At 72.5% G+C, this 23732-nt stretch carries 22 protein-coding genes; 17 read left to right on the forward strand and 5 right to left on the reverse strand.

What is annotated here, in order from left to right:
* Nucleotide 1 precedes the first annotated feature (1 nt).
* Together HFP48_RS08985 and HFP48_RS08990 are read left to right on the forward strand one after the other, a co-directional pair.
* Entirely contained in the window at nt 2-160 is a 159-nt protein-coding gene (locus HFP48_RS08985; protein WP_006933951.1) for a hypothetical protein, read from the forward strand.
* Between the two features lie 52 nt (nt 161-212).
* Entirely contained in the window at nt 213-650 is a 438-nt protein-coding gene (locus tag HFP48_RS08990; protein WP_006933953.1) for a hypothetical protein, read from the forward strand.
* On the opposite strand, the gene HFP48_RS08995 is transcribed toward HFP48_RS08990, so the two are convergent.
* From HFP48_RS08995 to HFP48_RS09005, 3 genes are read right to left on the reverse strand one after another with little or no spacing between them, the layout of a single operon-like run.
* Nucleotides 613-1347 carry a uracil-DNA glycosylase gene (locus HFP48_RS08995; protein WP_155951748.1) on the reverse strand — a complete coding sequence of 245 codons (735 nt, stop codon included), beginning with the start codon at nt 1345-1347 and terminating at the stop codon, nt 613-615. The genes HFP48_RS08990 and HFP48_RS08995 overlap by 38 nt on opposite strands.
* The gene (locus HFP48_RS09000; RefSeq protein WP_168579369.1) at nt 1344-2897 is read right to left on the reverse strand and encodes a PH domain-containing protein; all 1554 of its coding nucleotides are present in this window, start codon (nt 2895-2897) and stop codon (nt 1344-1346) included. The genes HFP48_RS08995 and HFP48_RS09000 overlap by 4 nt, the downstream gene beginning before the upstream one ends.
* Nucleotides 2894-3373: a PH domain-containing protein gene (locus HFP48_RS09005; RefSeq protein ID WP_044475775.1), complete on the reverse strand. Its 480-nt coding sequence runs from the start codon at nt 3371-3373 to the stop codon at nt 2894-2896. Before HFP48_RS09005 ends, HFP48_RS09000 begins: the two co-directional genes overlap by 4 nt.
* 174 nt (nt 3374-3547) lie before the next feature.
* On the opposite strand from HFP48_RS09005, the gene HFP48_RS09010 reads away from it, so the two are divergent.
* The 11 genes from HFP48_RS09010 to HFP48_RS09060 all read left to right on the forward strand — a co-directional run bounded on the left by HFP48_RS09010 (nt 3548) and on the right by HFP48_RS09060 (nt 16844).
* Nucleotides 3548-3736 (forward strand): hypothetical protein, encoded by a 189-nt coding sequence (locus HFP48_RS09010; RefSeq protein ID WP_006933961.1) that lies wholly within the window; start codon nt 3548-3550, stop codon nt 3734-3736.
* Between the two features lie 60 nt (nt 3737-3796).
* The gene (locus tag HFP48_RS09015; protein WP_029542348.1) at nt 3797-6430 is read left to right on the forward strand and encodes a bifunctional FO biosynthesis protein CofGH; all 2634 of its coding nucleotides are present in this window, start codon (nt 3797-3799) and stop codon (nt 6428-6430) included.
* On the forward strand, nt 6427-7128 hold the full coding sequence (locus HFP48_RS09020; protein ID WP_168579370.1) for a hypothetical protein: 702 nt from the start codon (nt 6427-6429) through the stop codon (nt 7126-7128). Before HFP48_RS09015 ends, HFP48_RS09020 begins: the two co-directional genes overlap by 4 nt.
* 129 nt (nt 7129-7257) lie before the next feature.
* On the forward strand, nt 7258-7581 hold the full coding sequence (gene fdxA / locus HFP48_RS09025) for a ferredoxin (protein WP_006933964.1): 324 nt from the start codon (nt 7258-7260) through the stop codon (nt 7579-7581).
* Between the two features lie 35 nt (nt 7582-7616).
* Nucleotides 7617-8702, forward strand: coding sequence for a succinyldiaminopimelate transaminase (gene dapC, locus HFP48_RS09030; protein WP_168580543.1), 1086 nt, complete (start codon nt 7617-7619; stop codon nt 8700-8702).
* A 189-nt stretch (nt 8703-8891) separates the two neighbouring features.
* On the forward strand, nt 8892-10532 hold the full coding sequence (pruA, locus tag HFP48_RS09035) for an L-glutamate gamma-semialdehyde dehydrogenase (RefSeq protein WP_006933968.1): 1641 nt from the start codon (nt 8892-8894) through the stop codon (nt 10530-10532).
* Entirely contained in the window at nt 10529-11548 is a 1020-nt protein-coding gene (locus tag HFP48_RS09040) for a proline dehydrogenase family protein (RefSeq protein WP_051446042.1), read from the forward strand. Before pruA ends, HFP48_RS09040 begins: the two co-directional genes overlap by 4 nt.
* 76 nt (nt 11549-11624) lie before the next feature.
* Nucleotides 11625-12320: a rhomboid family intramembrane serine protease gene (locus HFP48_RS09045; protein WP_168579371.1), complete on the forward strand. Its 696-nt coding sequence runs from the start codon at nt 11625-11627 to the stop codon at nt 12318-12320.
* A gap of 5 nt (nt 12321-12325) precedes the next feature.
* A complete protein-coding gene (locus HFP48_RS09050; RefSeq protein WP_168579372.1) occupies nt 12326-13744 on the forward strand; it encodes an acyl-CoA synthetase in 1419 nt (472 codons plus the stop codon).
* A gap of 130 nt (nt 13745-13874) precedes the next feature.
* Entirely contained in the window at nt 13875-15140 is a 1266-nt protein-coding gene (locus tag HFP48_RS09055; protein ID WP_006933981.1) for a helix-turn-helix domain-containing protein, read from the forward strand.
* Nucleotides 15141-15293: 153 nt separating this feature from the next.
* Nucleotides 15294-16844: a substrate-binding domain-containing protein gene (locus tag HFP48_RS09060; RefSeq protein ID WP_080688523.1), complete on the forward strand. Its 1551-nt coding sequence runs from the start codon at nt 15294-15296 to the stop codon at nt 16842-16844.
* A 38-nt stretch (nt 16845-16882) separates the two neighbouring features.
* On the opposite strand, the gene HFP48_RS09065 is transcribed toward HFP48_RS09060, so the two are convergent.
* Both HFP48_RS09065 and dapD read right to left on the reverse strand, forming a co-directional pair.
* A complete protein-coding gene (locus tag HFP48_RS09065) occupies nt 16883-18271 on the reverse strand; it encodes an amino acid permease (RefSeq protein WP_006933986.1) in 1389 nt (462 codons plus the stop codon).
* A gap of 16 nt (nt 18272-18287) precedes the next feature.
* Nucleotides 18288-19241 (reverse strand): 2,3,4,5-tetrahydropyridine-2,6-dicarboxylate N-succinyltransferase, encoded by a 954-nt coding sequence (dapD, locus tag HFP48_RS09070; RefSeq protein ID WP_029542360.1) that lies wholly within the window; start codon nt 19239-19241, stop codon nt 18288-18290.
* 73 nt (nt 19242-19314) lie between these two features.
* Between dapD and dapE the strand changes: the two genes are divergently transcribed.
* From dapE to HFP48_RS09090, 4 genes are all read left to right on the forward strand, one after another.
* On the forward strand, nt 19315-20391 hold the full coding sequence (gene dapE, locus HFP48_RS09075; RefSeq protein WP_006933989.1) for a succinyl-diaminopimelate desuccinylase: 1077 nt from the start codon (nt 19315-19317) through the stop codon (nt 20389-20391).
* A gap of 56 nt (nt 20392-20447) precedes the next feature.
* Nucleotides 20448-21254 (forward strand): TIGR00730 family Rossman fold protein, encoded by an 807-nt coding sequence (locus HFP48_RS09080; protein ID WP_006933996.1) that lies wholly within the window; start codon nt 20448-20450, stop codon nt 21252-21254.
* Complete coding sequence (locus tag HFP48_RS09085) at nt 21248-21835, forward strand: TIGR00730 family Rossman fold protein (RefSeq protein ID WP_006933997.1); 588 nt, start codon at nt 21248-21250, stop codon at nt 21833-21835. The genes HFP48_RS09080 and HFP48_RS09085 overlap by 7 nt, the downstream gene beginning before the upstream one ends.
* Before the next feature lie 70 nt (nt 21836-21905).
* Nucleotides 21906-23678: a long-chain-acyl-CoA synthetase gene (locus tag HFP48_RS09090; RefSeq protein WP_168579373.1), complete on the forward strand. Its 1773-nt coding sequence runs from the start codon at nt 21906-21908 to the stop codon at nt 23676-23678.
* The last annotated feature ends 54 nt before the right edge of the window (nt 23679-23732 follow it).

Genomic DNA, 23732 nt, shown 5'->3' on the forward strand with positions numbered 1-23732 from the left:
GATGTACAACTGGTCCGTCCAGAACCAGATCGTCGCATTCGTCGATTCGCTGCGTCCCTACGCGGACCAGATCAACGCCGCCTACTACCAGGCGCTCTACGGATTCGCGGACCAGGCCAGCCACGTGCTGACGCTCATGGGCTACCCGCCGGTGCCGTGATCGGCCGGGACCCGGTGACCACCCACCCGCGCCGGTGGCGCACTATCGAACGATGACGGTCGATCCCGCCACCACAGCCACCGAAGCTCCCGCCCCGCCGGCGCCGAAGCCGCGGCCGGGCATCGTCGCGCTGCTGACCTTCGACGGCTTCCTCTGCGCGCTGCTGTCCGTGTTCTTCCTCGGCCTGTACATCGGCACGGTGCCGTTCCCGATCACGATCGTGCTGGCCGGCGCGGCGAACATGCTCCTGGTGATGGCGATGCGTGCCGAGACCGGGTCCGCCTCGCGCGCGGCGTGGCCGCTGCTGGCGTGGATCGTCGGCTTCGTGGTGTGCCTGGCCGGCGGTCCCGGCGGCGATCAGCTCCTCGTCGCCGACTGGCGGACCCTGCTGCTGCCGGTCGGTGCGCTCGCCCCCGCCGGGTTGCACCTGTTCGTCGCCCGCATGGCCGCGCTCACGAGCGCAGTCCGGCAGCCCGCGCCGCGTCCGTGAGCACGGCGGTGAGCATGGCCGGGGTGAGCCGGCCGGTGAACGTGTTCTGCTGGCTCACGTGATAGCAACCGAACACGTGTAGCGGCCTGCGGTCCGCAGCGTCGCCGCGCGGCCGCAGTTCCACCGCCGTGCCGTGCCCGAATCCGGGGCGGGGACGCGGCACGGCCCAGCCGGCGTCGTCGAGTACCGGGAGCAGCGCCTGCCATCCGAAGCCGCCGAGCACCACGACCGAGCGCAACGTCGGCGCCAGCAGCTGCAGCTCCGCGTCGAGCCAGGTGCGGCACGTGTCCCGCTCCTGCGGCGTCGGCCGGTTGGCCGGCGGCGCGCAGTGCACCGGCGACGTGACGCGGGTGCCGAACAGTTCGAGGCCGTCGCCGCGGTGCGTCGCGGTGGGCTGCGACGCCAGGCCCGCCGCGTGCAGCGCGGCGTACAGGAAGTCGCCCGAGCGGTCGCCGGTGAACATCCGGCCGGTCCGGTTGCCGCCGTGCGCGGCCGGGGCCAGGCCCACGATCAGCAGGGACGCATCCGCCGGTCCGAACCCGGGCACGGGACGCGCCCAGTACTCCTCGTCGCGGTATGCGGCACGCTTCTCGCGGCCCACCTGCTCCCGCCACGCGACCAGGCGCGGGCAAGCCCGGCACTCGATCAGGCGCGCGTCGAGCGCGGCCAGGTCCGGGGGCCGATCGATCGGGTTCATCGGCGCACCCATCCGTCGCCGGCCCCGGGAGTGACCGCCTCGACCAGCGCCCACGCCTGCTCCGCGGGGAGGTCCACCACCGCGTAGCGGCCCGTACCGGCCGGGGTCGCGGCGACGACCGTCGCCACCCCGGCGCGGCGCTGGAAGAACGTCTGCCGCACCGTCCAGCCGATGATGCCGTCCGCCTCGAGCGAGACGCGGCGCCGATCCAGCGACCCGCCGCGGGTGATCAGCCACGCCGTCGCGTCCTGCGGCCCCGCCCCCAGCACGGCATGCCCCAGGCTGCGGTAGCGATCCCACGCCAGCCCCACCGCCGCCACCGTGACGGCCGCGACCGCCGGACCCCATGCCGCCACCGGGACCGTGCGGCCGGTGACCGCGACCGCCGTCGCACCGGCGGCGACGGCCAGCGCCACGGGACTCAGCGCCCGGGTGAACCGTCGCCGCCGCGCCGCCGGCCCGTGCGGCCGCAGCGGGGCGTCGAGCTGCCGCGTGTCGCGCAGTACCGCTGCCGCGACCCGTCGCGCCTCGGCGGAGGGCGCGGGCGGCAGCAGCAGCGACGACTCGCCGTGCTCGGCGGCGACGCCGGTCATCACCGCGTCCAGGCGGGCCCCGCCGGCCAGGCGCAGCGCAAGCGGCTCGCGAAGGCTCACGCCGCGCAGGCGGCGCCGGTCCAGGGTGGTGTGCCGGTGCCGCAGCAGGCCGTGCCCGACCCGCAGCATCCGCCCGTCGTCGGTGACCGACAGGTCCGCGTACAGCAGCACGTACCGCACGCACGCCGCCAGGCTCGCCACCACGCCCAGGACGAGCAGGCCGAGCACGGCGGCGACGAACGGGCCGGCGGCCTCGATCGACGACAGCCCGCGCTCGACGGTGGCCGACTCGCCGAGCCGCTCGGCGATCCCGTACTGGAAGGCCAGTCCCACCACCGCCGCGACGGTGACCAGCCCCGTGGTCGAGAACGGGGCGTAGCGCACCCAGCCCGGCTGGAACCGGGCGATCGCGGTTTCGGCCGGGGCGGCCGCCCCGGCCGCCTCGTCCGGCGCCCCTGGGTGCGTGCTGAGCAGGACGGCGCGCAGCGCCGGCACGGCACCGACCGCCAGGCCGTTCAGCTCGAACCGGTTGCGGTCGCGTCCGGCGCCGGTCCGCTGGCCGGTCCCGATCCGCACCACCGCCAGCCCGAGCAGCCGGTGCAGCAGGCGCTGTTCGACGTCCACGGACCGGATGCGGCTGCGCGGCACCGACAGCAGCTGGCGCTGCAGCAGGCCCCGGCGCAGCTCCACGTGCACCGGTCCGATCCGGTAGGTCGTGGTGAACCAGCGCAGCATGCCGATCACCACCAGCAGCGCGGCCACCGCCAGGCCCCAGCCGTGATTGCCGCTGCTGCTGCCGAGCAGCACCGACGCCACCAGCACCGGCAGCAGCCGCAGTACCTCCTCGACGGGGTGGATCAGCAGCATCCGCGGATCCAGCCGCAACCACGGCTGCTCGGCCTCGGCGGCGAGGGCGGGGGCGTCCTCCCGCTCCGGCGGCACGGGTACGTCGCTCACGTGGCATCGGCCTGGCTGCTGCCGGCGATCGCGGTGAGCCGGGCGGCGGTGGCGTCGGCGACCCCGACGTCGAGAGCGGTGATCTCCACGGCGCCCGCGGACGAGGCGGTGGTGACGGTGACGGTGGCGAGGCCGAGCCATCGTTCGATCGGGCCGCGCTCCGTGTCGACCGTCTGGATCCGGGAGATCGGCGCGATCCGGCGTTCCTGGGTGAGCCACCCCGAGCGCGTGTACACGGCGGTGTCGGTGATCTCCCAGCGGTGCACCCGGTACCGCCACAGCGGCATCACGGCCACGTGCGCGACGGCGAGAACCGCGGTGGCGACGCCGGCGGCGACGTGCCAACCCGGGTGCCGGCCGGAGTCGACTATCGCCCACACCACCTGCGCGGCCACGACCGGCACCCACAGCAGCGCGGCGCTCACCGCCCACAGCAGCCGCGCCCTCGGGCTGGGGCGCCACGCCGGATCGGCCATCGTCACCGGCGGCGGGGCGGCCCTGCCGGCTGCCGGGGGCGGCGGGGGGTCGTCCCGGTTCACGCGGTTCTCCTCGTCGGTGGTGTCCAGTCGGTTCCAGGCTAAGCTGATCGGGCGAGCAAACCCGGCAATGCCGCGACCGGGTTCGGAGTCGACACGAGGAGGAGGACCGCCGTGACCGAATCATCGGAGACCACCGAATACACGGAACTGCCCGAGGCCGATCGGATCGAGCAGGAGATGCCGGCCGAGGACGAACCGGCCGACGACGAGGTGACCTCGGTGCCGCTCGAGGTGGAGCCCGCGGACGTTCTCGAGCAGAGCCGGGTCGTCCCGGGAGACGAGGACTATCCCCGCGAGTGAGTTCGCCGGGGACGTGCCCCCGAGGTGGCATGGGTACGGCGGGTGGCGCATGATCGGCGAATGACCGATTCGACCCACGACGGTGCCACGCCCGCGATGTTGCCCCTGCCCTCGGTCCGCGCCGGCGCGGCCGGGCCCGCGTCGTCCGCGGCGGATCCTGTGCGGGTTTCCCCGTCGGGCATGCGGCGGGCGTTGCGGCGCGCGCGGGACGGGGCGACGCTCAACGTCGACGAGGCCGCGATCCTGCTCGCCGCCCGGGGATCGGATCTCGAGGACCTGTGTGCCTCGGCCGCCCGGGTGCGCGACGCCGGTCTGCTCGCGGCGGGCCGGCCGGGCACGGTCACCTATTCCCGCAAGGTGTTCGTCCCCATCACCCGGCTGTGCCGGGACCGCTGCCACTACTGCACGTTCGTGACCGTGCCGGGCAAGCTGCGCGCCGCCGGGCAGGGGATGTATCTCGAGCCCGACGAGATCCTGGACATCGCCCGGCGTGGAGCCGAACTGGGTTGCAAGGAAGCGCTTTTCACGCTCGGTGACCGGCCCGAGGAGCGCTGGCCGGAGGCGCGGCAGTGGCTCGACGAGCGGGGCTACGACTCGACCCTCGACTACGTGCGCGCGATGGCGATCCGGGTTCTCGAGGAGACCGGGCTGCTGCCGCACCTGAACCCCGGGGTGATGAGCTGGGCCGAGATGTCCCGTCTCAAGCCGGTGGCCCCGTCGATGGGCATGATGCTCGAGACCACGTCGACCCGGTTGTTCACCGAGCAGGGGGAGTGCCACTACGGCAGCCCCGACAAGGACCCGGCGGTGCGGCTGCGGGTGCTCACCGACGCGGGCCGGCTGTCGGTGCCGTTCACGACCGGCATCCTCGTCGGCATCGGCGAGACGCTCACCGAGCGCGCCGAATCCATCGCGGCAATCCGCAAGCAGCACAAGGCGTTCGGACATATCCAGGAAGTGATCGTGCAGAACTTCCGGGCGAAGGACGACACCGCGATGCGCGACGTGGACGACGCCGGACTCGACGAGTTCCGGGCCGCGATCGCCGTGGCCCGGCTCGTGCTCGGCCCGTCCATGCGCATCCAGGCGCCGCCGAACCTCGTCGCCGCCGACGAGTGCCGCGCGCTGCTCGCCGCGGGCGTCGACGACTGGGGCGGGGTCTCACCGCTGACCCCGGACCACGTCAACCCGGAACGGCCGTGGCCGAACCTGGACGCGCTCGCACGGATCAGCGCCGACGCCGGGTTCACCCTCACCGAGCGGATCGCGGCCCAGCCGCAGTACGTGCTGGCCGGGCAGCCGTGGATCGACCCGCGGATCGCCGCCCACGTGCGCGCGCTGGCGGACCCGGCGACCGGTCTGGCCCGGGACGTGACCCCGCAGGGGCAGCCGTGGCAGGAGCCCGACCTCGATTGGGAGTCCAGCGGCCGCGTGGATCTGAACTCCGAGATCGACGTGACCGGGCGCAACACCGAGTACCGCTCCGACCTCGGCAGCGCGTTCGGCGACTGGGACACCGTGCGCGAGCAGGTCCTCGCACTCGGCGCGAATGCCCCGGTGCGGTTGGACGGGGACGTGCTCTCGGCGCTGCGCGCCGCGGAGAAGGACCCCGCCGGCTGTACCGACGCCCAGTACGTCGCCCTCGCGCACGCCGACGGGCCCGGCCTCGAGGCGGTCGTCGCCCTGGCCGACCAGCTGCGCCGGGACACGGTCGGCGACGACGTCACGTACGTGATCAACCGGAACATCAACTTCACCAACATCTGCTACACCGGCTGCCGGTTCTGCGCGTTCGCGCAGCGCAAGGGCGACGCCGACGCGTTCACCCTGTCCACCGCGGAGGTCGCGGACCGGGCGTGGGAGGCGCACGTCGCCGGTGCCACCGAGGTGTGCATGCAGGGCGGCATCGACCCGGAACTGCCCGTCACCGGCTACGCCGACCTGGTCCGCGCGGTCAAGGAGCGGGTGCCGTCGATGCACGTGCACGCCTTCTCCCCGATGGAGATCGCCAACGGCGTCTCCCGCAGCGGCGTGTCCGTCCGCGACTGGCTGACCGAGCTGCGTGAGGCCGGCCTCGACACGATCCCCGGCACCGCCGCGGAGATCCTCGACGACGAGGTCCGCTGGGTGCTCACCAAGGGCAAGCTGCCCACCGCGGAGTGGATCGAGGTGGTCACCACCGCACACGAGGTGGGGCTGCGGTCCAGCTCGACGATGATGTACGGCCACGTCGACCAGCCGCACCACTGGGTGGGGCACCTGAACGTGCTGCGTGGGATCCAGGACCGCACCGGCGGCTTCACGGAGTTCGTGCTGCTGCCGTTCGTGCACCAGTCGTCGCCGCTGTACCTGGCCGGCGCGTCGCGGCCCGGTCCGACGTTGCGCGACAACCGCGCCGCGCACGCGCTGGCGCGGATCATGCTGCACGGCCGGATCGACAACATCCAGACCAGCTGGGTCAAGCTGGGTGTCGCCGGCACGCAGGCGATGCTGCAGGGCGGCGCCAACGACCTCGGCGGCACCCTGATGGAGGAGACGATCTCCCGGATGGCGGGTTCCCAGCACGGCTCGGAGAAGACCGTGGCAGAACTCGTGGCGATCGCCGAGGGCATCGGTCGCCCGGCCCGTCAGCGGAGCACCGCCTACGCGCCGCTCGCTGTCGACGGGGGCGCCCTCAGCGGGGCCGGCCGGTGAGCCCCAGGCTGGGCGACGGGGTCGTCGCGGCGGCCCTGGATGCGACCGCCGCGGGCGTCGGGCCGCTGTTCGACCTGGCGTACCTCGACCCGTTCGGTCTCAAGGCCCGCACGTTCGTGCCCACGGTGCGGGAGCGGACCCCGGTCGAGCAGGTGCTCGACGCGGCCGCGGCCGTGCTCGACGCCGGTCGCGTGCCGGGCACGGCGGCGTGGGCGGCCGCGTCGGAACAGGAGCGGGTGAACTGGTGGGTCGGCGGGCTCGGCTCGGTCTCGACGCTGCCCGTCGCGTTCTCCGGCATGCTCGGGGTGGTGGGCCGGATGCTGCCGCTGCAGGACGCGCTCGGCTTCGTGAACCAGGCGATCGTGCTGCTCGCCGTCGCCCGGGAACGCGGAATCCACGACCGCGACCGCCAGGTGCGGATGCTCGCGGCCGTGCTGTGCCGCCGCGACCTCCTCGGCACGGACGAAACCGGGACACCGCTGTCGTGGGTGCGGCGTCCGGTGCGGTCGACGATCGACCTGGTCCGCGCGGTGAACGCGGAATTCGCGCGGCGTCCGCAGCCGTCGGGCGCGTGGCGCGCGCTCGGCGTGCTGCCGCTGGTGGGGGCACTGGCCGGATACGTCGGCGAGCGGTCCGCCCTGTCCCGGGCCGCCGCGGACGGGCAGCAGTGGCTGGGCGCCCAGCCGGGGCCCGTCTAGTCAGGGCACCCTAACTCGGAGGGGTGTCCCCGCGGCGGGGGATACTGGACGTCGACGGACGCGGAGCGCGCCCCGATTCGGCGTGACCGTGCAGGTGGGCGGGCGACCAGAGAGGCAGGGAGAACACCAGTGACGTACACGATTGCGGAACCGTGCGTGGACGTGTTGGACAAGGCGTGCATCGAGGAATGCCCGGTCGACTGCATCTACGAGGGCGGTCGCATGCTGTACATCCATCCGGACGAGTGCGTGGACTGCGGTGCCTGCGAGCCGGTGTGCCCCGTCGAGGCGATCTTCTACGAGGACGACGTGCCGGACGAGTGGAGCGCGTACGTCAAGGCCAACGTCGACTTCTTCGACGATCTCGGATCCCCGGGTGGCGCCGCGAAGCTCGGCAAGGTCGATTACGACCCGCCGTTCGTCAAGGCCCTGCCGCCCATGGGCGAGGAATAGTGATCGGCGGTACCGTGACGCGCACTCGTCGTTCGGTGGCCGCGAGCCTGCCGGACTTTCCGTGGGACTCGCTGACCGGCGCGAAGGAGAAGGCGGCCGCGCACCCCGGCGGCATCGTCAATCTCTCGGTCGGCACCCCCGTCGACCCCGTCGCCCCGGTCATCCGTGAGGCGCTGCTCGCCGTCGCGGAGGAATCCGGGTATCCGACCACCCACGGCACGGAAGCGCTGCGCGCCGCCGCGGTCGGGGCGCTGGCCCGACGCTACGGCGTCACCGGCATCGACGCGTCCGCGATCCTGCCGGCCATCGGCACCAAGGAGATGATCGCGTGGCTGCCGAGCCTCCTCGGCCTCGGCGGCAGCGACCTGGTGGTGATCCCCGAGCTCGCGTACCCGACGTACGAGGTGGGAGCGCTGCTCGCCGGCACGCGGATCATTCGTGCCGACGGCCTCAACCGCCTGGGACCCGAGGGCGCGGCGCTGGTGTTCGTGAACTCGCCGTCGAACCCGACGGGCAAGGTGCTCGGCCTCGAACACCTGCGCAAGGTAGTGGACTGGGCGCGCAGCCGGGACGCGATCGTCGTCTCCGACGAGTGCTACCTGGGCCTGACCTGGGAGGGTGAGGCACTGTCCATCCTGCACCCGAGCGTGTGCGACGGCGACCACACGAACCTGCTCGCGGTGCACTCGCTGTCGAAGACGTCGAACCTGGCCAGCTACCGCGCCGGCTTCGTCACCGGCGACGCCGAACTCATCGCGGACCTGCTCGAGGTGCGTAAGCACGCCGGCATGATGGTGCCGCTGCCGATCCAGTCGGCGATGACCGTCGCGCTGAACGACGACGAACACGAGAACGCGCAGCGCGAGCTGTACCGCAAGCGCCGCGAGGTGCTGCTCGCGGCCGTCCGCGGTGCCGGGTTCACGGTGGATCACTCCGAAGCCGGCCTGTACCTGTGGGCGAGCCGCGGCGAGGAGTGCCGCGCGACGGTGGACTGGTTCGCCGAACGCGGGATCCTCGTGGCCCCGGGCGAGTTCTACGGTCCCGGCGGCGTCCAGCACGTGCGGATCGCGCTGACGGCCTCGGACGAGAGGATCGCGGCCGCCGCGCAGCGGCTGATGTGATGTGCGCGCACCGGCTGATGTGATGTGCGCGCAGCGGCTGATGTGATGCGCGCGCAGCGGCTGATGTGATGTGCGCGCACCGGCTGACGTGATGCGCGCGCGGCGGCGCGCGGCGGAAGCGACGCTGCCCGAGCAGGATTGCCGTATGCGACGCCGTGTTCGGCGCTACCCTGGGCCCAGGGAGGCCCCATGGACGCCGTCACTGCAGTTCCTGCGCCGGCCAACGAGCCGGTCCACACCTACGCTCCCGGCAGCCCGGAGCGGGAGCGTCTGACCGCCAAGCTGAAGGAGCTGGCGGCCGAACCGGTGGACGTCTCGCACGTCATCGGCGGCGAGCACGTGCACGGTGAGGGCGATCGCTTCGACATCGTGCAGCCCCACAACCATCACGCGGTGCTCGGCACCCTGCGCAACGCCACCCCGGCTGAGGCGACGGCGGCCGTCGAGGCGGCGACGGCCGCGGCCCCCGCGTGGCGGGAGATGTCGTTCGACGCCCGCGCGGCCGTGCTGCTGCGGGCCGCCGACCTGCTGGCCGGGCCGTGGCGGGAGACGATCGCGGCCGCCACCATGCTGGGCCAGTCCAAGTCGGTGCAGCAGGCGGAGATCGACGCGCCGTGCGAACTGGTCGACTTCTGGCGATTCAACGTGCACTTCGCCCGGGCGCTGCTCGCCGACCAGCCGTATTCGTCGCCGGGTGTGTGGAACCGGATGGACTACCGGCCGCTCGAGGGGTTCGTGTACGCGATCACCCCGTTCAACTTCACGGCGATCGCCGGGAACCTGCCCACCGCTCCGGCGCTGCTGGGCAACACCGTGGTGTGGAAGCCCGCACCGACGCAGTCCCTGTCGGCGTACTGGACGATGCGCCTGCTCGAGGCGGCGGGGATGCCGCCGGGCGTGATCAATCTGATCACCGGGGACGGCCGGGTCGCGTCGGAGGTGCTCCTGCGCGATCCTCGGCTGGCCGGTATCCACTTCACCGGGTCGACCCGGACGTTCCAGCACCTGTGGCGGGAGGTCGGGGCCAACATCGACGGCTACCGCACGTATCCGCGGCTGGTGGGGGAGACCGGCGGCAAGGACTTCGTCCTCGCGCACCCGTCGGCCGATCCGGGCGTGCTGTCCACGGCCCTGATCCGGGGGGCCTTCGAATATCAGGGACAGAAGTGCTCGGCGGCGTCGCGGGCGTTTCTGCCCCGCTCCCTGTGGCGGCGCATGCGCACCGAGTTCCTCGACGAGGTCGAGAGCCTGACCTACGGCGACGTGACCGACCTGTCGAACTTCGGCGGCGCCCTGATCGACCGGACCGCCTACGAGAAGGTCGTCGGCGCCCTCGAGCGGGCCCGCGACCGCGAGTCGATCGAGATCGCCGTCGGCGGCGGGTACGACCAGTGGGTCGGCTGGTTCGTGCGGCCCACCGTCCTGCTCACCGACGATCCGGGTGACGAGTCGATGTGCACGGAGTACTTCGGTCCGGTGCTGAGTGTGCACGTCTACGACGACGCGGAGCCGGACGCGTGGCGGCGGGTGCTCGACCTCGTCGACCGCGGTGCCCCCTACGCGCTCACCGGCTCGGTGATCGCCGAGGACCGCGCGGCCGTCGAGGAGGCCACCGCCGCGCTGCGGTTCGCGGCCGGCAACTTCTACGTCAACGACAAACCCACGGGCGCGGTGGTGGGGCAGCAACCCTTCGGCGGCGGCCGGGCGTCCGGCACCGACGACAAGGCGGGCTCGCCGCTGAACCTGCTGCGCTGGGTGTCGGCGCGGACGATCAAGGAGACGTTCGTGCCACCGACGGACTACCGGTACCCGCACATGAAGGGCGGGTGAGGTCCGTGGTCGCCTCGGAACCGCTGCCGTCGCCGCCCGTGACGTCGCGGGCGCTGCCGCGGCTGGCGTCGAACCCGCTGCGGCCGGTGATCCTCGCGGCCGCGAAGTCGCCCCGCGTCCGGGCGCTGGTCACCACGGCGCCGCCGACACGCCGGCTCGTCGACCGGTTCGTCGCCGGGGACACCCGCCCCGACGCGCTGGCGGCCACGAAGGCCCTGCTCGGCACCGGACGGGCGGTGAGCATCGACCACCTCGGGGAGGACACCACCGATCTCGCGCAGGCCCGGGCGATCGTCGCCGAATACGAGGCGCTGATCGCCGACCTGGCTCCGCTGGTCGAGCGCGATGCCCCGATGCCGGCGGTGGAGGTGTCGGTCAAGCTCACCGCGCTCGGCCTGGCCCTCGGCGCCGAGGGCCCCGGCATCGCGCTCGGGCACGCCCGGCAGATCTGCGCGGCCGCCGCCGCGGCGGGGGTGTGGGTCACCGTCGACGCCGAGGACCACACCACCACCGACGCCACCCTGTCGATCGTGCGGCGGCTGCGCGAGGACTTCCCCTGGGTCGGTGCCGTGCTGCAGGCCTACCTGCGCCGCACCGAGGCGGACTGCCGGGACCTGTCCGGCCCGGGCTCGCGGGTGCGGCTGTGCAAGGGCGCCTACCGCGAACCGGCGTCGGTGGCGTACCAGGATTCCGCCGAGGTGGACGCCTCGTACCTGCGGTGCCTGCGGGTGCTCATGGCCGGGCAGGGCTATCCGATGGTGGCCTCGCACGACCCGGCGATCGTGGCGGCCGCGGGCCCGCTCGCCGCCGAGTACGCCCGCGGCCCGGACGGATTCGAGCATCAGATGCTGTACGGGATCCGCGACCTCGAACAGCGCCGGCTCGCCGGCGCCGGCCTGCGCATGCGGGTGTACGTCCCCTACGGGGCCCAGTGGTACGGGTACCTGATGCGGCGGCTCGCGGAGCGGCCGTCGAACCTGCGGTTCTTCCTGCGCTCGGTGGTGTCACGGGATTGAACGTCCGGCGCCGGGGGAGCGGACCCGCCGTCGACGGAACCGGACGCCGGGTACGTCCGCAGGTACATTGACGCCCGTGAGCACCTCGGAGGCCGACCCCGGTTCGGTGCTCCTGCTCGCCCTCGTCGCGGCCCTCGCGGTGCTGCTCGCGCAGCGTCGGTGCGCGCCGCCGGGGCGGCTGGTGTGGTGGCCCCCGCCGGGGCGGCTGCTGTGGCCGCCGCCGGTGACCGCGCTCGTGCTGTGGCTCGTCGTCGCGGTCCCGTCGCTGCTGCGCCTGGCCGTGCCGTCGCTGCTCGGGACGTTCGGCCGCGACCCGCTGCGGATCCGCGCCGAGGACGAATGGTGGCGGGTCCTGACCTCGGTGCTCGTGCAGGACGGCGGCGTGTTCGTCACCCTGGTGAATCTGCTCCTCCTCGCCGTCGTCGCGACCGTCGCGGTGCGGGTGTGGGGCCCGGGCCGGGCGGTCGGGTTGTTCGCGGTGAGCCAGCTGCTGTTCGGGCTGTTCACCGCGTTCGTGTCGCCGTCGACCGGTGCCGGCAGCTCGGGCGCGTCGTTCGCGGTCGCGGGGTCGATCGCGGGCCTGTGGCTGGCGGTCGGCGCCCGCGGGGCCGTGCTCGCGGCCGCCGTCGGCATCGGCCTCGCCGGCGCGGTGCTGGTGGTGGCCGGTGACGGGCACGGCGTGGCCGTCCTCGTCGGTGTGCTGCTCGGCGCGGTGCTCGGGACGGTGGCGCCGCCGCGCCGCGCCGCCCTCGCGGCGGCTGTGCGATCCTGACCGACGTGTCTTCGCTGCTTCGTTCCCTCAACCCCCTGGCCGTCGCGCGCGGCGACGACCTGCCCGACGCGCTCCGCATCGACGGGCACACGCTCTCGCGCAGCGACATCCTCGGCGCGGCCGGTGCCCTGGCCCGCCGCATCGGCGGAGCCGAACGCCTCGCGGTGCTCGCCGCGCCGACAGCGACGACGGTGATCGCGGTGGTGGGCTGCCTGCTCGCCGGGGTCACCGTCGTCCCGGTGCCACCGGACTCCGGCCCCGCGGAACGGGAGCACATCCTGCGCGACTCCGGAGCTCAGGCGTGGCTCGGCGACGTCCCGGACGAACCCGGCCTGCCGGTGGTGCCGGTTCGGCTGCACGCCCGCGACTGGCACAGTCACCCGGAACCCGATCCGTCCCGCACGGCGTTCGTGCTCTACACCTCCGGCACCACCGGCGCGCCCAAGGGCGTGCTGCTGAGCCGCCGCGCGATCGCGGCCGGGATCGACGCGCTGGCCGAGGCGTGGGACTGGACCGAACGCGACACGCTGGTGCACGGGCTGCCCTTGTTCCACGTGCACGGCCTGATCCTCGGCGTGCTCGGTCCGCTGCGCGTCGGCAGCCGGCTGATCCACACCGGCAGGCCCACCCCGGAGGCGTACGCGCAGGCGCACGGCACCCTGTACTTCGGGGTGCCGACGGTGTGGTCCCGCGTCGTGGAGGACGAGGAATCCGCGAAGGCCCTGAGCGGTGCGCGGCTGCTCGTGTCCGGCAGCGCGCCGCTGCCCGTCCCGGTGTTCGAGCGCCTGCGCGAGCTGACCGGGCTGACCCCGATCGAGCGGTACGGGATGAGCGAGACGATGCTGACGCTCAGCACCCGGGTCGACGGGGAGCGCCGGCCCGGATGGGTGGGTACTCCGGTGCGCGGGGTCGAAACCCGGCTGCGCGACGAGCACGGCAACGACGTCCCCCACGACGGGGAGAGCATCGGCGGGCTGCAGGTGCGCGGGCCGATGCTGTTCGACGGCTACCTGAACCGTCCCGACGCGACGGCCGCGGCGTGGACCCCGGACGGGTGGTTCGTCACCGGCGACGTCGCGGCGATCGATCCGGGCGGGTTCCACCGCATCGTCGGTCGCGAGTCGACGGACCTGATCAAGTCCGGCGGCTTCCGGGTCGGGGCCGGCGAGATCGAGACCGTGCTGCTCGGCGATCCGTCCGTGCGGGAGGTCGCGGTGGTGGGCGTCCCCGACGACGACCTGGGCCAGCGCATCGTCGCCTTCGTGGTGCCCGCCCCGGACGGCCCGGCCGTCGACCCGGGCGCGCTGATCGAGCTCGTGGCCCGTCAGCTCTCCGTGCACAAGCGGCCGCGGGAGGTGCGGGTGGTGGACACCCTCCCGCGCAACGCGATGGGCAAGGTCCAGAAGAAGCAGCTGCTGACCTGAGTCTCGGCCCGTCGCCGCCGCCGGGTGTGAGCCAGGTCTCTGCGGGCCCTTGTCCGATTCGCCCGGGCCACGTACCTTCCTACGGCAGAGTAAGTTCGTCTCTTTCCGGAGTCATGGGGGGTTCCGCGGAATGTCGGTGTCCGAATACGGTTCGCGGTCCGGGGTGGCGTTCGTCGTCGACGGAAGGCCCGCCTCGGTCCCGCTGCGGGACCTGCGCGCCGTCGCCCGCAAGCTGGTCGCGCACTTCGCGGACAACGTCGCGCCGTGTTCGCTGCAACCGGGCGAAGCCCTGCGCGGCGACGTCACCGAGATCACCGTCCGGTGCCTGCGCCTGGCGATCCAGGTGCTCGACACGGGGGAGCTGCCGACCGACGCCGACCTGTCGGAGCTGCGCAGCAGCGCCGCCCAGTGGGCGCGCGCCGGGTTCCGTCTGGAATACATGCTGCGCATCTACCACGAGGGCATCCGGCTGGGCTGGGAACTCGTCACCGCCCGGGCCCGCGAGGGCGACGTCGAGTCGGTCGCCGCGGCGTCGCGGCTGTGGATGGCGCTGCTCGAACGCGTCACCGTCGCCGCGACCACCGGGTTCGTCGCCGAACTCGAGGCGATGCGCCGCAACCGCGACGTCGCGGCCCAGGAGCTCGTGACGGCCCTGCTCGGCGGGCAGGACGCCGCCGCCGTCGCGCGCCGGTCCGGGCTCGAGCTGGCCGAGCGGTACACGGTGCTGGGCGTGCGGCTGGGCCGGCACCCGGACGAGCGCAATCCGCACGTGCGGCCGGAGGTCGTCGCGCGGCGTACCCTGCGGCGGCTCGAGACCGAGCTGGACCGGGTGTGCGACGGCCGGCAGCTGACCATGCTCGGACCCGAGGGCGGCACCGTGCTGCTCGGCGACACCCCGGCCGAGCACATCCGCACCGCGCTCTACGAGCGGGTCGCGCGTGCCGCGGGGGTGCCGCTGACGGTCTCGCTCGTCGAGTCCGACGTCCCGGGCATCCCCGCCGCGGCGCACCAGGCGCACGAATTGCTCGAACTGGTCGGCCATCTGCGCCGGCCCGCCGGCGTATACCGGATGCAGGACCTCGCGTTCGAGTATCAGCTCACCCGGCCCGGGCCGGCCCGCGAGCACCTCGTGCGGGTGCTCGAACCGCTCGCCGACGCGCCCGAGCTGGTCGAGACCCTCGAGACCCACATCGCCCACGAACTGAGCCGCCAGCGCACCGCGCGGAGCCTGCACGTGCACGCCAACACCGTCGACTACCGGCTCAAGCGGGTCGCGCAGCTCACCGGGTTCGATCCCACCGTCCCCTCCGGGCTGCGCCACCTGCACGCCGCGCTCGTCGCGCGGCGCCTCCAGAGCGGAGCGGCAGCCGGCGGCTCACCTTCCGACGGCACGTGAGACCGGACCGTTACGATGTGGCGCAGATCATGACGACGGTGTGTGCGGCGCGGCCCGGCACCGGCAGGGGAGGACCACATGGCAGGAGGCCGCCACAGCGTGCGGACGGCACGTGACGGCCGATCGACCCGGGTTGTCGCAGTCGTCGGAGCGGTGGTGGTGGTAGTGCTCGCGGCGGCCGGAGTCGGCGTCGTCCGCGCCCTGACCGGAGGATGCGACACCGTCGAGCAGTACAGCCTCGCCGTCGCTCCGAGCATCGAACCGGCCGTGAGTTCCGTCCTCTCGGAAAACGCGGACACCCACTGCTACGAGTTCACGGTCGACACCGCCGAACCGGGGGACGTCGCCGGGCTGCTCGGCAAGGGGATCGACGCGCCCGACCTGTGGATTCCCGATGCCCGGTGGTGGGCGAGTCGTGCGGCACCGACCGCCGCCGGGCCGGTACAGATGATCGCCGGGGCGGTCGCGAGCACCCCCGCGGTGCTGGTCGGGCCCCCGGGGGCGGTTCCGGAGGTGTCCAGCTGGCGCGCCGCCCTCGCGATCCCGGATCTGGTGCTGGGCAACCCGCTGCGGACCGGTGTCGCCGCCGCCCCGATCCGGGCGGCCCTGGCCGAGACCCAGGACGACCCCGTCGCCGTCGGCACGGTGCGCACCGCCATGGTGCCCCTGGCCCAGAAGGAGAGCATCCGCACCGAGGAGGCGCCCAGCGGCGCCGACCTGCTGGCGACGATCGGCGCCGACGGCATCGGCGTCGCCACCGAGCAGCAGGTGCTGGCCTTCACGACGGCGAACGAGTCGGCCCTCGAGGCGCGGGTACCGGACAACGGCAGCATCCTGCTGGAATATCCGGTGGTGGTGACGTCGCCGGTGCCCGACCGGCACCATCGCGCGACGGACGCCGCACGGGTACTGATCGAGGTGCTGGGCACGGAGAAGGCCCTCGACGTGTTCCACGACCACGGGTTCCGCGGGCCCGACGGCGAGCCGTTGCCCGACGGCCGCGGCATCGGGGGCGTGCCGCTGCTGTCGCTGCGGGACGAGGCGATGGCGGAGGAGGCGCTCGGCGCCTGGTCGCTGATGGCGTTGCCGATCCGCACGCTCGTCGCGATCGACGTGTCCGGTTCGATGCGGTTTCCCGCCGGCGACGGCACCCGGATGGACCTGACGGTGCGGGCCGCCCTCGCGGGCAATGCGATGTTCCCCGACAGCGTCTCCGCCGGGCTGTGGGCGTTCTCGCAGGACCTCGGCGGTGACGGCCAGGACTATCTCGAGCTGGTGCCGATCCGGCGGTACGACACCGACGTGGACGGGCGCACCCAGCGTGAGGTGATGGCGGCCCAGGCGGAGAAGGTGCCCGGTCTGGTCGGGGGTGGCACCGGCCTGTACGACACGACTCTCGCGGCGTTCCGCGCCGTGCAGCAGAGTTACGACCCGCGCGCGGTCAACAGCGTCATCGTCCTCACCGACGGAGCGAACGAGGATCCGGACAGCATCACCGAGGCGCAGCTCCTCGAGATCCTCGCGCGGGAGCAGGACCCGGCACGGCCGGTGATCGTCGTGACGATCGGCATCACGGAGGACGCGGATGCGCAGACCCTCGCCGAGATCTCCCGCGTGACCGGCGGCTCGAGCTACGTCGCCCGCGACCCCGCGGACATCGCGAACGTCTTCGTCAACGCCCTCGCCGACCGCGGCGAGCGCTGAGGCCGCCGGCCACCCCCGGACCTACCGCGCCTCCGGCACTACCGCGCCGCGGTGCGGGACCGGCTCCGGCGCTGCCACAGCCGGGACACCGCGGCGATGAACAGGAACAGCACCGCCGTCGAGGCCAGCTGTATCCGCGCGGCGGAGTCGAACAGCATGAGCACGATGAACGCGCCGAGCATGGCCAGGGTCAGCCAGCTCAGGTAGGGGAACGCCCACATCCGGACGGTGAGGCGGCCCTCCTGTTCGAGCGTGGGCCGCAGCCGCAGGTGCGAGACGACGATGAAGATCCAGATCGCCAGCAGGGCGGAGCCGACCGCGTTGAGCAGGATGCCGAGGATGTCCTCCGGCAGCCACCAGTTCAGCAGGACCGAAACGAACCCGAAGAACACGGACAGCAGCACGGCGTTGCGGGGAACACCCGTGCGGGAGAGCTTCGCGAGGACGGTCGGGCCGTCGCCGCCCCGGGCGAGGGAGTACGCCATGCGTGAGGTGCCGTAGACGTTGGCGTTGAACGCCGACAGCAGGGCGATCACCACGACGAGTTCCATGAAGCCCGACACGTACGGCAGGCCGGCGATGTCGAGGACGCTCACGAACGGCGAGGTCTCCCCGCTCGCCGACGTCCACGGCAGCACCAGCACCATGATCGAGATCGAGCCCAGGTAGAACAGGCTGATGCGCCACACGACGGTGCGCACCGCGGTCGCGATGGACCGCTCGGGGTCGCGCGACTCGGCCGCGGCGATGGTGACGATCTCGATGCCGCCGAACGCGAAGGCGACGGCCAGCAGGCCGGCGGCGATACCGGCGAGCCCGTTGGGGGCGAAACCGTCGCCGTCGCCGAGCAGGTGTGTCAGTCCCACCGGCTCGGTGTCCGGCAGCAGACCGAACACCAGCAGCACGCCGATGACGAGGAACGCGATGATGACCGCGACCTTCAGCGCCGCGAACCAGAACTCGAACTCGCCGAAGTTGGCGACCTTCGCCAGGTTCACCACCGCGAAGAACGTGACGAACACCAGGGCCACCACCCATTGCGGCACGCCCGGCAGCCAGCTGCTCACGATCGCCGAGGCGCCGGTGATCTCGACGCCCAGCACCATGATGAGCATGAACCAGTAGAGCCAGCCCATCGTGAAGCCGGCCCATTCACCGATGCCGATGCGGGCGTAATGGGAGAAGGATCCGCTGGCCGGGAGGGCCGCTCCCATCTCCCCGAGCATGCGCATCACGAAGACGATCATGATGCCGGCCAGGACGTAGGAGACGATCACCGCGGGTCCGGCGGCGGCGATGCCGACGCCGGACCCGAGGAACAGGCCTGCGCCGATCGCGGAACCGAGTCCCATCATCGTCAGGTGCCGGACCTTGAGCCCGTGCTCGAGGTGGTCGGCTTCGGTGAGTGTGTGCTCGGTTTTCGACACGATCGGTTTCTCTGGGTCAGTCGTTGGCGTGCAGCGCCGCATTCAGTTCGACGCCGGTGCCCTTGGTGGGAACCACCTCGACGGCGCCGGTGACCGAGTTGCGGCGCAGCATCAGGTTGGAGCGGCCGTTGAGGTCCTTGGCCTTGACGACGGTGCCGTCGGGGCCGCTGACTTTGGTGCCGGCGGTGACGTACAGGCCGGCCTCGACGATGCAGTCGTCGCCGAGGGAGATGCCGACACCGGCATTGGCGCCGAGCAGGCAGCGCTTGCCGATGGCGATGACCTCCTTGCCGCCGCCGGACAGGGTGCCCATGATCGACGCGCCACCACCGATGTCGGAGCCGTCGTCGACGACGACGCCGGCGGAGATGCGGCCCTCGACCATCGAGTTGCCGAGCGTGCCCGCGTTGAAGTTCACGAAGCCCTCGTGCATGACGGTGGTGCCGGCGGCCAGGTGTGCGCCGAGGCGGACACGGTCGGCATCGGCGATGCGCACCCCGGACGGCACGACGTAGTCGACCATGCGGGGGAACTTGTCGACGCCGTACACGGTCACGGGGCCACGGATGCGCAGGCGCGAGCGCACCAGTTCGAAGTTGTCGACGGCGCACGGGCCGTAATTGGTCCACACGACGTTGGCGAGCAGGCCGAACACGCCGTCGAGGTTGGCGCCGTGCGGCCGGACGAGGCGGTGCGACAGCAGGTGCAGCCGCAGGTAGGCGTCGTGCGCGTCGGCCGGCGGCTGGGACAGGTCGGCGATCGTCGTGCGGACCGCGACCTGGTTGACCTCGCGCGCCTCGTCGGCGCCGACGAGCAGCGCGAAGTCCGACGGGATGTCCGTGCCCTCGAGCCGGGACGTGCCCGTCTCGCTGTATTCGCCCAGCGTGGGGGCCGGGTACCAGGTGTCGAGAACGGTGCCGTCCGCCGCGATGTTGGCGATGCCTACTGCTGATGCTCCCTGTGCACTCACGGTCGTGAAGCGTACGCGAGGCGTCGTCGTTCGCACCGGCGGCCTGGGAAATCGCTCCACGTATTGTTCTTGCATGTCTGCACCGCGCCTGGACCTGCACGCCGATCCGATCGAGCTGACCGCTGCGCTGGTCGACATCCCCAGTGTCTCGCAGGACGAGGCGGTGATCGCCGACTCCGTCGAACAGGCGCTGCGCGAGCAGACCACCGGTTTCGAGATCGTCCGCAGCGGCAACGCGGTCCTCGCGCGGACCCGGCTCGGCCGGCCGAGCCGGGTGCTGCTGGCCGGGCATCTCGACACCGTGCCCATCGCGGACAACGTGCCGTCGCGGCGCGACGGGGAGTTGCTGTACGGCTGCGGCACGGCCGACATGAAGTCGGGCGACGCGGTGTTCCTGCACCTGGCCGCCACCATCGCGGACCCGGCGCACGATCTGACGCTGGTCTTCTACGACTGCGAGGAGATCGCCGCGGCCTACAACGGTCTCGGCCGCATCGAGCGGGACCTGCGGGACTGGCTGGACGCGGACGTGGCGATCCTCGGCGAGCCGACGGCCGGGCAGATCGAGGCGGGCTGCCAGGGCACCCTGCGGGTGCGGATCTCGGCGACCGGGATGCGCGCGCATTCGGCGCGGTCCTGGCTGGGTGACAATGCGATCCACCGGCTGGCCCCGGTGCTGGAGCGGCTCGCGGCCTACGAACCGCGATCGGTGGACATCGACGGCTGCGTCTACCGCGAGGGTCTGTCCGCGGTACGGATCGCCGGCGGCGTCGCCGGCAACGTGGTGCCCGACGCCGCGGACCTCGACGTCAACTTCCGGTTCGCGCCCGACCGCACCGTCGAGCAGGCTCTCGCGCACGTGCGGGAGGTGCTCGACGGTCTCGACGTCACCCTCGAGCTCACCGACAGCTCGCCCGGCGCGCTGCCCGGCCTGGCCCACCCCGCCGCCGCGGACCTCGTCGCCGCGGCCGGCGGCCGGTTCCGGGCCAAGTATGGATGGACGGACGTCGCGCGCTTCGCGGCGCTGGGGATCCCGGCGGTCAACTACGGTCCCGGCGATCCGAACCTCGCGCACAAGCGCGACGAGCACGTGCCCGTGAAGCAGATCACGGAGGTCGCCGGCACGCTGCGGAGGTATCTGGCCGCCTGATGCACGATGCGGGGCATCGGCCGGGGCGGCCCGGCGGCATCCCCTAATCTGGGCGCATGGCGCGCGACACCGACCCCGGATCCCGCGACCGTGCGAGTGCCGATGTGGTGCACCGCGGTCCCGTCCAGTTGCGCCGGGACCGGGCGACCGAGACCACGACGATGGACCAGCGACTGCTGGACCGGAGGGGCCCCTCCGACTGGGTGCACACCGATCCGTGGCGGGTGCTGCGCATCCAGAGCGAGTTCGTGGAGGGTTTCGGTGCGCTGGCGGAGGTGCCGCGCGCGGTGGCGGTCTTCGGCTCTGCCCGCACCCCCGTCGACCACCCCGAGTACGTCACCGGCCGTGCCCTCGGGGCCGCGTTGGCCGCGGCGGGCTATGCGGTTGTCACCGGCGGTGGGCCGGGGGCGATGGAGGCGGCCAACCGGGGCGCGAGCGAGTCGGGCGGGTTCTCCGTCGGACTGGGCATCGAGCTGCCGTTCGAGCAGGCGCTCAACGAATGGGTCGACCTCGGACTGAACTTCCGCTACTTCTTCGCCCGCAAGACGATGTTCGTGAAGTACTCCCAGGCCTTCGTCTGCCTGCCCGGCGGTTTCGGCACGCTCGACGAGCTGTTCGAGGCGCTCACGCTGGTCCAGACCCACAAGATCACCCGGTTCCCCATCGTGCTGCTGGGCACCCACTACTGGGCGGGGCTGCTCGAATGGATCCGGCACGCGATGGTCGGCGAGGGCCGGATCTCACCGAGCGACCTCGATCTGCTGTACCTGACCGACAGCGTGGAGGAGGCGGTGCAGATCGTCGTCGACGCCCATCGCGGGCAGGACGAGTCGGCGCTGTACGGAGGGGGCGGGGCGTGGTGAGCGGTTTCCATCCGTTCGAGGGCATCGGCGGCGAGCGCACCGTCGAGGCGCGGGCGGTGTGCGTGTACTGCGCCTCCGGGCCGGTCGACGAGTCCTACCTCGAGCTCGCGGCGGCGGTGGGGACCGCCATCGGACGGCGCGGCTGGCAGCTCGTCTCCGGCGGCGGCAACGTGTCGATGATGGGTGCGCTCGCCCAGGCGACGCGCGCCGCCGGCGGCCACACCGTCGGTGTGATCCCCAAGGCGCTGGTGCACCGCGAGGTCGCCGACGTCGACGCCGACGAGCTGATCGTCACGGACACGATGCGCCAGCGGAAGCAGGCGATGGAGGAGCGCGCCGACGCGTTCGTCACGCTGCCCGGCGGGATCGGCACCCTCGAGGAATTGTTCGAGACGTGGACGGCCGGCTATCTGGGCATGCACGCCAAGCCGGTGGTGCTGCTCGACCCGGTGGGGCACTACCGGGGGCTGCTCGACTGGCTCGAGGCGATGGTGCCGACCGGCTTCGTCAACCGCCACGCGCTCGACGGCCTGCAGGTCACCGGCGACATCGACGACGCCCTCGACCGCTGCGCCGGGTGAGGGGCTTCCGCTTCGCGCCGAGGTTGCTTACTCTGCAGTAAGTTCCTGTCCGCCAGTAACCGAGGATGCCATGACCGAGTCCGGCTCGACGATCTCCCTGGTGGGTCTCGCCACCCAGCTTCCGCGAATGCTGCCCGACGCACCGAGCCTGCTACGCGGCGCGCGGGGTCTCATCCGGCGGCCGGACGCGCGCGAGACGATCGGGTCGGTGTTCCAGCGCCTCGCGGAGCGGAACCCGGATCGGCCGTTCCTGCGATTCGAGGGCGACGCCCTCAGCTACGGCGACGCCAACGCCCAGGTCAACCGCTACGCCGCCGTGCTCACCGCGCAGGGTGTGCGCACCGGCGACGTCGTCGGCGTGCTGATGAAGAACCGTCCGGAGGCGTTGCTCGTCGCGCTCGCCACGGTCAAGCTCGGTGCCGCGGCCGGCATGCTCAATCACCATCAGCGCGGCGAGGTGCTCGCGCACAGCCTCGGCCTGCTCGACAGCCGGGTGCTCGTGGTCGGGGAGGAATGCGAGGAGGCCCTGGAGTCCCTCGACGGGGCGCCGCCGGCCGGAAAGGTGCTGCGCGTCGGCGAACTCGACGACCTCGCCGTCGCCGCCGACTCCGCGAACCCCGCCGTCACCGACCGCCTGCAGGCGAAGGAGACCGCCTTCTTCATCTTCACCTCGGGCACCACCGGCATGCCCAAGGCCAGCCGGATGACCCATTTCCGGTGGCTGAAGTCCATGTCGGGCCTGGGCAGCCTGGGCGTCCGGCTGCGCCGCGACGACACCCTGTACTGCTGCCTGCCGCTGTACCACAACAACGCCCTCACCGTGTCGCTGTCGTCGGTGCTCGCCGCCGGCGCCACCTTCGCGCTCGGCCGCAAGTTCTCCGCCACCGGATTCTGGGCCGACGCGAAGCGCAACGGCGCGACGGCGTTCGTCTACATCGGGGAGATCTGCCGCTACCTGCTCAACCAGCCACCGTCGCCGGACGACCGCGACCACGGCATCCGGTTGATGGTGGGCAACGGACTGCGGTCCGAGATCTGGACCGAGTTCACCCAGCGGTTCGGCATCGCCCGCGTCGCCGAGTTCTACGGCGCCAGCGAGTGCAACATCGCGTTCGTCAACGCGCTCAACCAGCCGCGCACCGCGGGTGTCTGCCCGCTTCCGTACGCAGTGGTCGACTACGACCACGAGACCGGCAAGGCGCTCCGCGGACCGGACGGCCGGCTGCGCCGGGTCGGCCGCGGCGAGGTGGGCCTGCTGCTGGCGAAGGTCACCGACCGTGCCCCGTTCGACGGCTACACCGATCCCGAGGCGAGCGAGTCCAAACTCGTGCGCGACGGCTTCGAGGACGGCGACACCTGGTTCGACACCGGCGACCTCGTCCGCAGCCAGGGCTTCATGCACGTCGCGTTCGTCGACCGCCTCGGCGACACCTTCCGGTGGAAGGGCGAGAACGTCGCCACCACCGAGGTCGAGGCGGCCGTGTCGGCGAACGAGTCGATCTCGCAGGCAGTGGTCTACGGGGTCGAGATCCCCGGCACCGACGGCCGGGCCGGCATGGCCGCGATCACGCTGCACGACGGTGCCGAGTTCGACGGCACCGCGCTCGCGGCGCAGCTGTACCGGGCGCTGCCGTCGTACGCGGTGCCGCTGTTCGTCCGTGTCGTCGGCGAACTCGAGCACACCTCGACGTTCAAGAGCCGCAAGGTGGACCTGCGCAAGCAGGGCTACGCCGACACCGGCGACGACCCCGTCTACGTGCTCACCGGGCCGGAGGAGGGCTACCGGCCCGCGTACGACGGCTACGTCGAGGCCGTCGCCGGGGGCGAGCTGCCGGCGGGCTGACTCCCGCTGGGCCGGTTCCTGCCCGGGCCCGCCCGCGGGTGCGTGCCAGGATGG

This window comes from Rhodococcus sp. DMU1 (assembly GCF_012272955.1).
Taxonomy (GTDB): Bacteria; Actinomycetota; Actinomycetes; order Mycobacteriales; family Mycobacteriaceae; genus Rhodococcus; species Rhodococcus aetherivorans.

Excerpts from the sequence above, each read along its gene's own strand:
- HFP48_RS09005 (WP_044475775.1), bottom strand. The coding sequence starts at position 3,373 with ATGGCCGATCCGGCGTGGCGCCCCAGCCCGAGGGCGCGGCTGCTGTGG.
- HFP48_RS09055 (WP_006933981.1), top strand. The coding sequence starts at position 13,875 with ATGTCGGTGTCCGAATACGGTTCGCGGTCCGGGGTGGCGTTCGTCGTC.
- HFP48_RS09090 (WP_168579373.1), top strand. The coding sequence starts at position 21,906 with ATGACCGAGTCCGGCTCGACGATCTCCCTGGTGGGTCTCGCCACCCAG.
- pruA (WP_006933968.1), top strand. The coding sequence starts at position 8,892 with ATGGACGCCGTCACTGCAGTTCCTGCGCCGGCCAACGAGCCGGTCCAC.
- HFP48_RS08995 (WP_155951748.1), bottom strand. The coding sequence starts at position 1,347 with ATGAACCCGATCGATCGGCCCCCGGACCTGGCCGCGCTCGACGCGCGC.
- HFP48_RS09080 (WP_006933996.1), top strand. The coding sequence starts at position 20,448 with ATGGCGCGCGACACCGACCCCGGATCCCGCGACCGTGCGAGTGCCGAT.
- HFP48_RS09015 (WP_029542348.1), top strand. The coding sequence starts at position 3,797 with ATGACCGATTCGACCCACGACGGTGCCACGCCCGCGATGTTGCCCCTG.
- HFP48_RS08990 (WP_006933953.1), top strand. The coding sequence starts at position 213 with ATGACGGTCGATCCCGCCACCACAGCCACCGAAGCTCCCGCCCCGCCG.
- dapE (WP_006933989.1), top strand. The coding sequence starts at position 19,315 with ATGTCTGCACCGCGCCTGGACCTGCACGCCGATCCGATCGAGCTGACC.
- HFP48_RS08985 (WP_006933951.1), top strand. The coding sequence starts at position 2 with ATGTACAACTGGTCCGTCCAGAACCAGATCGTCGCATTCGTCGATTCG.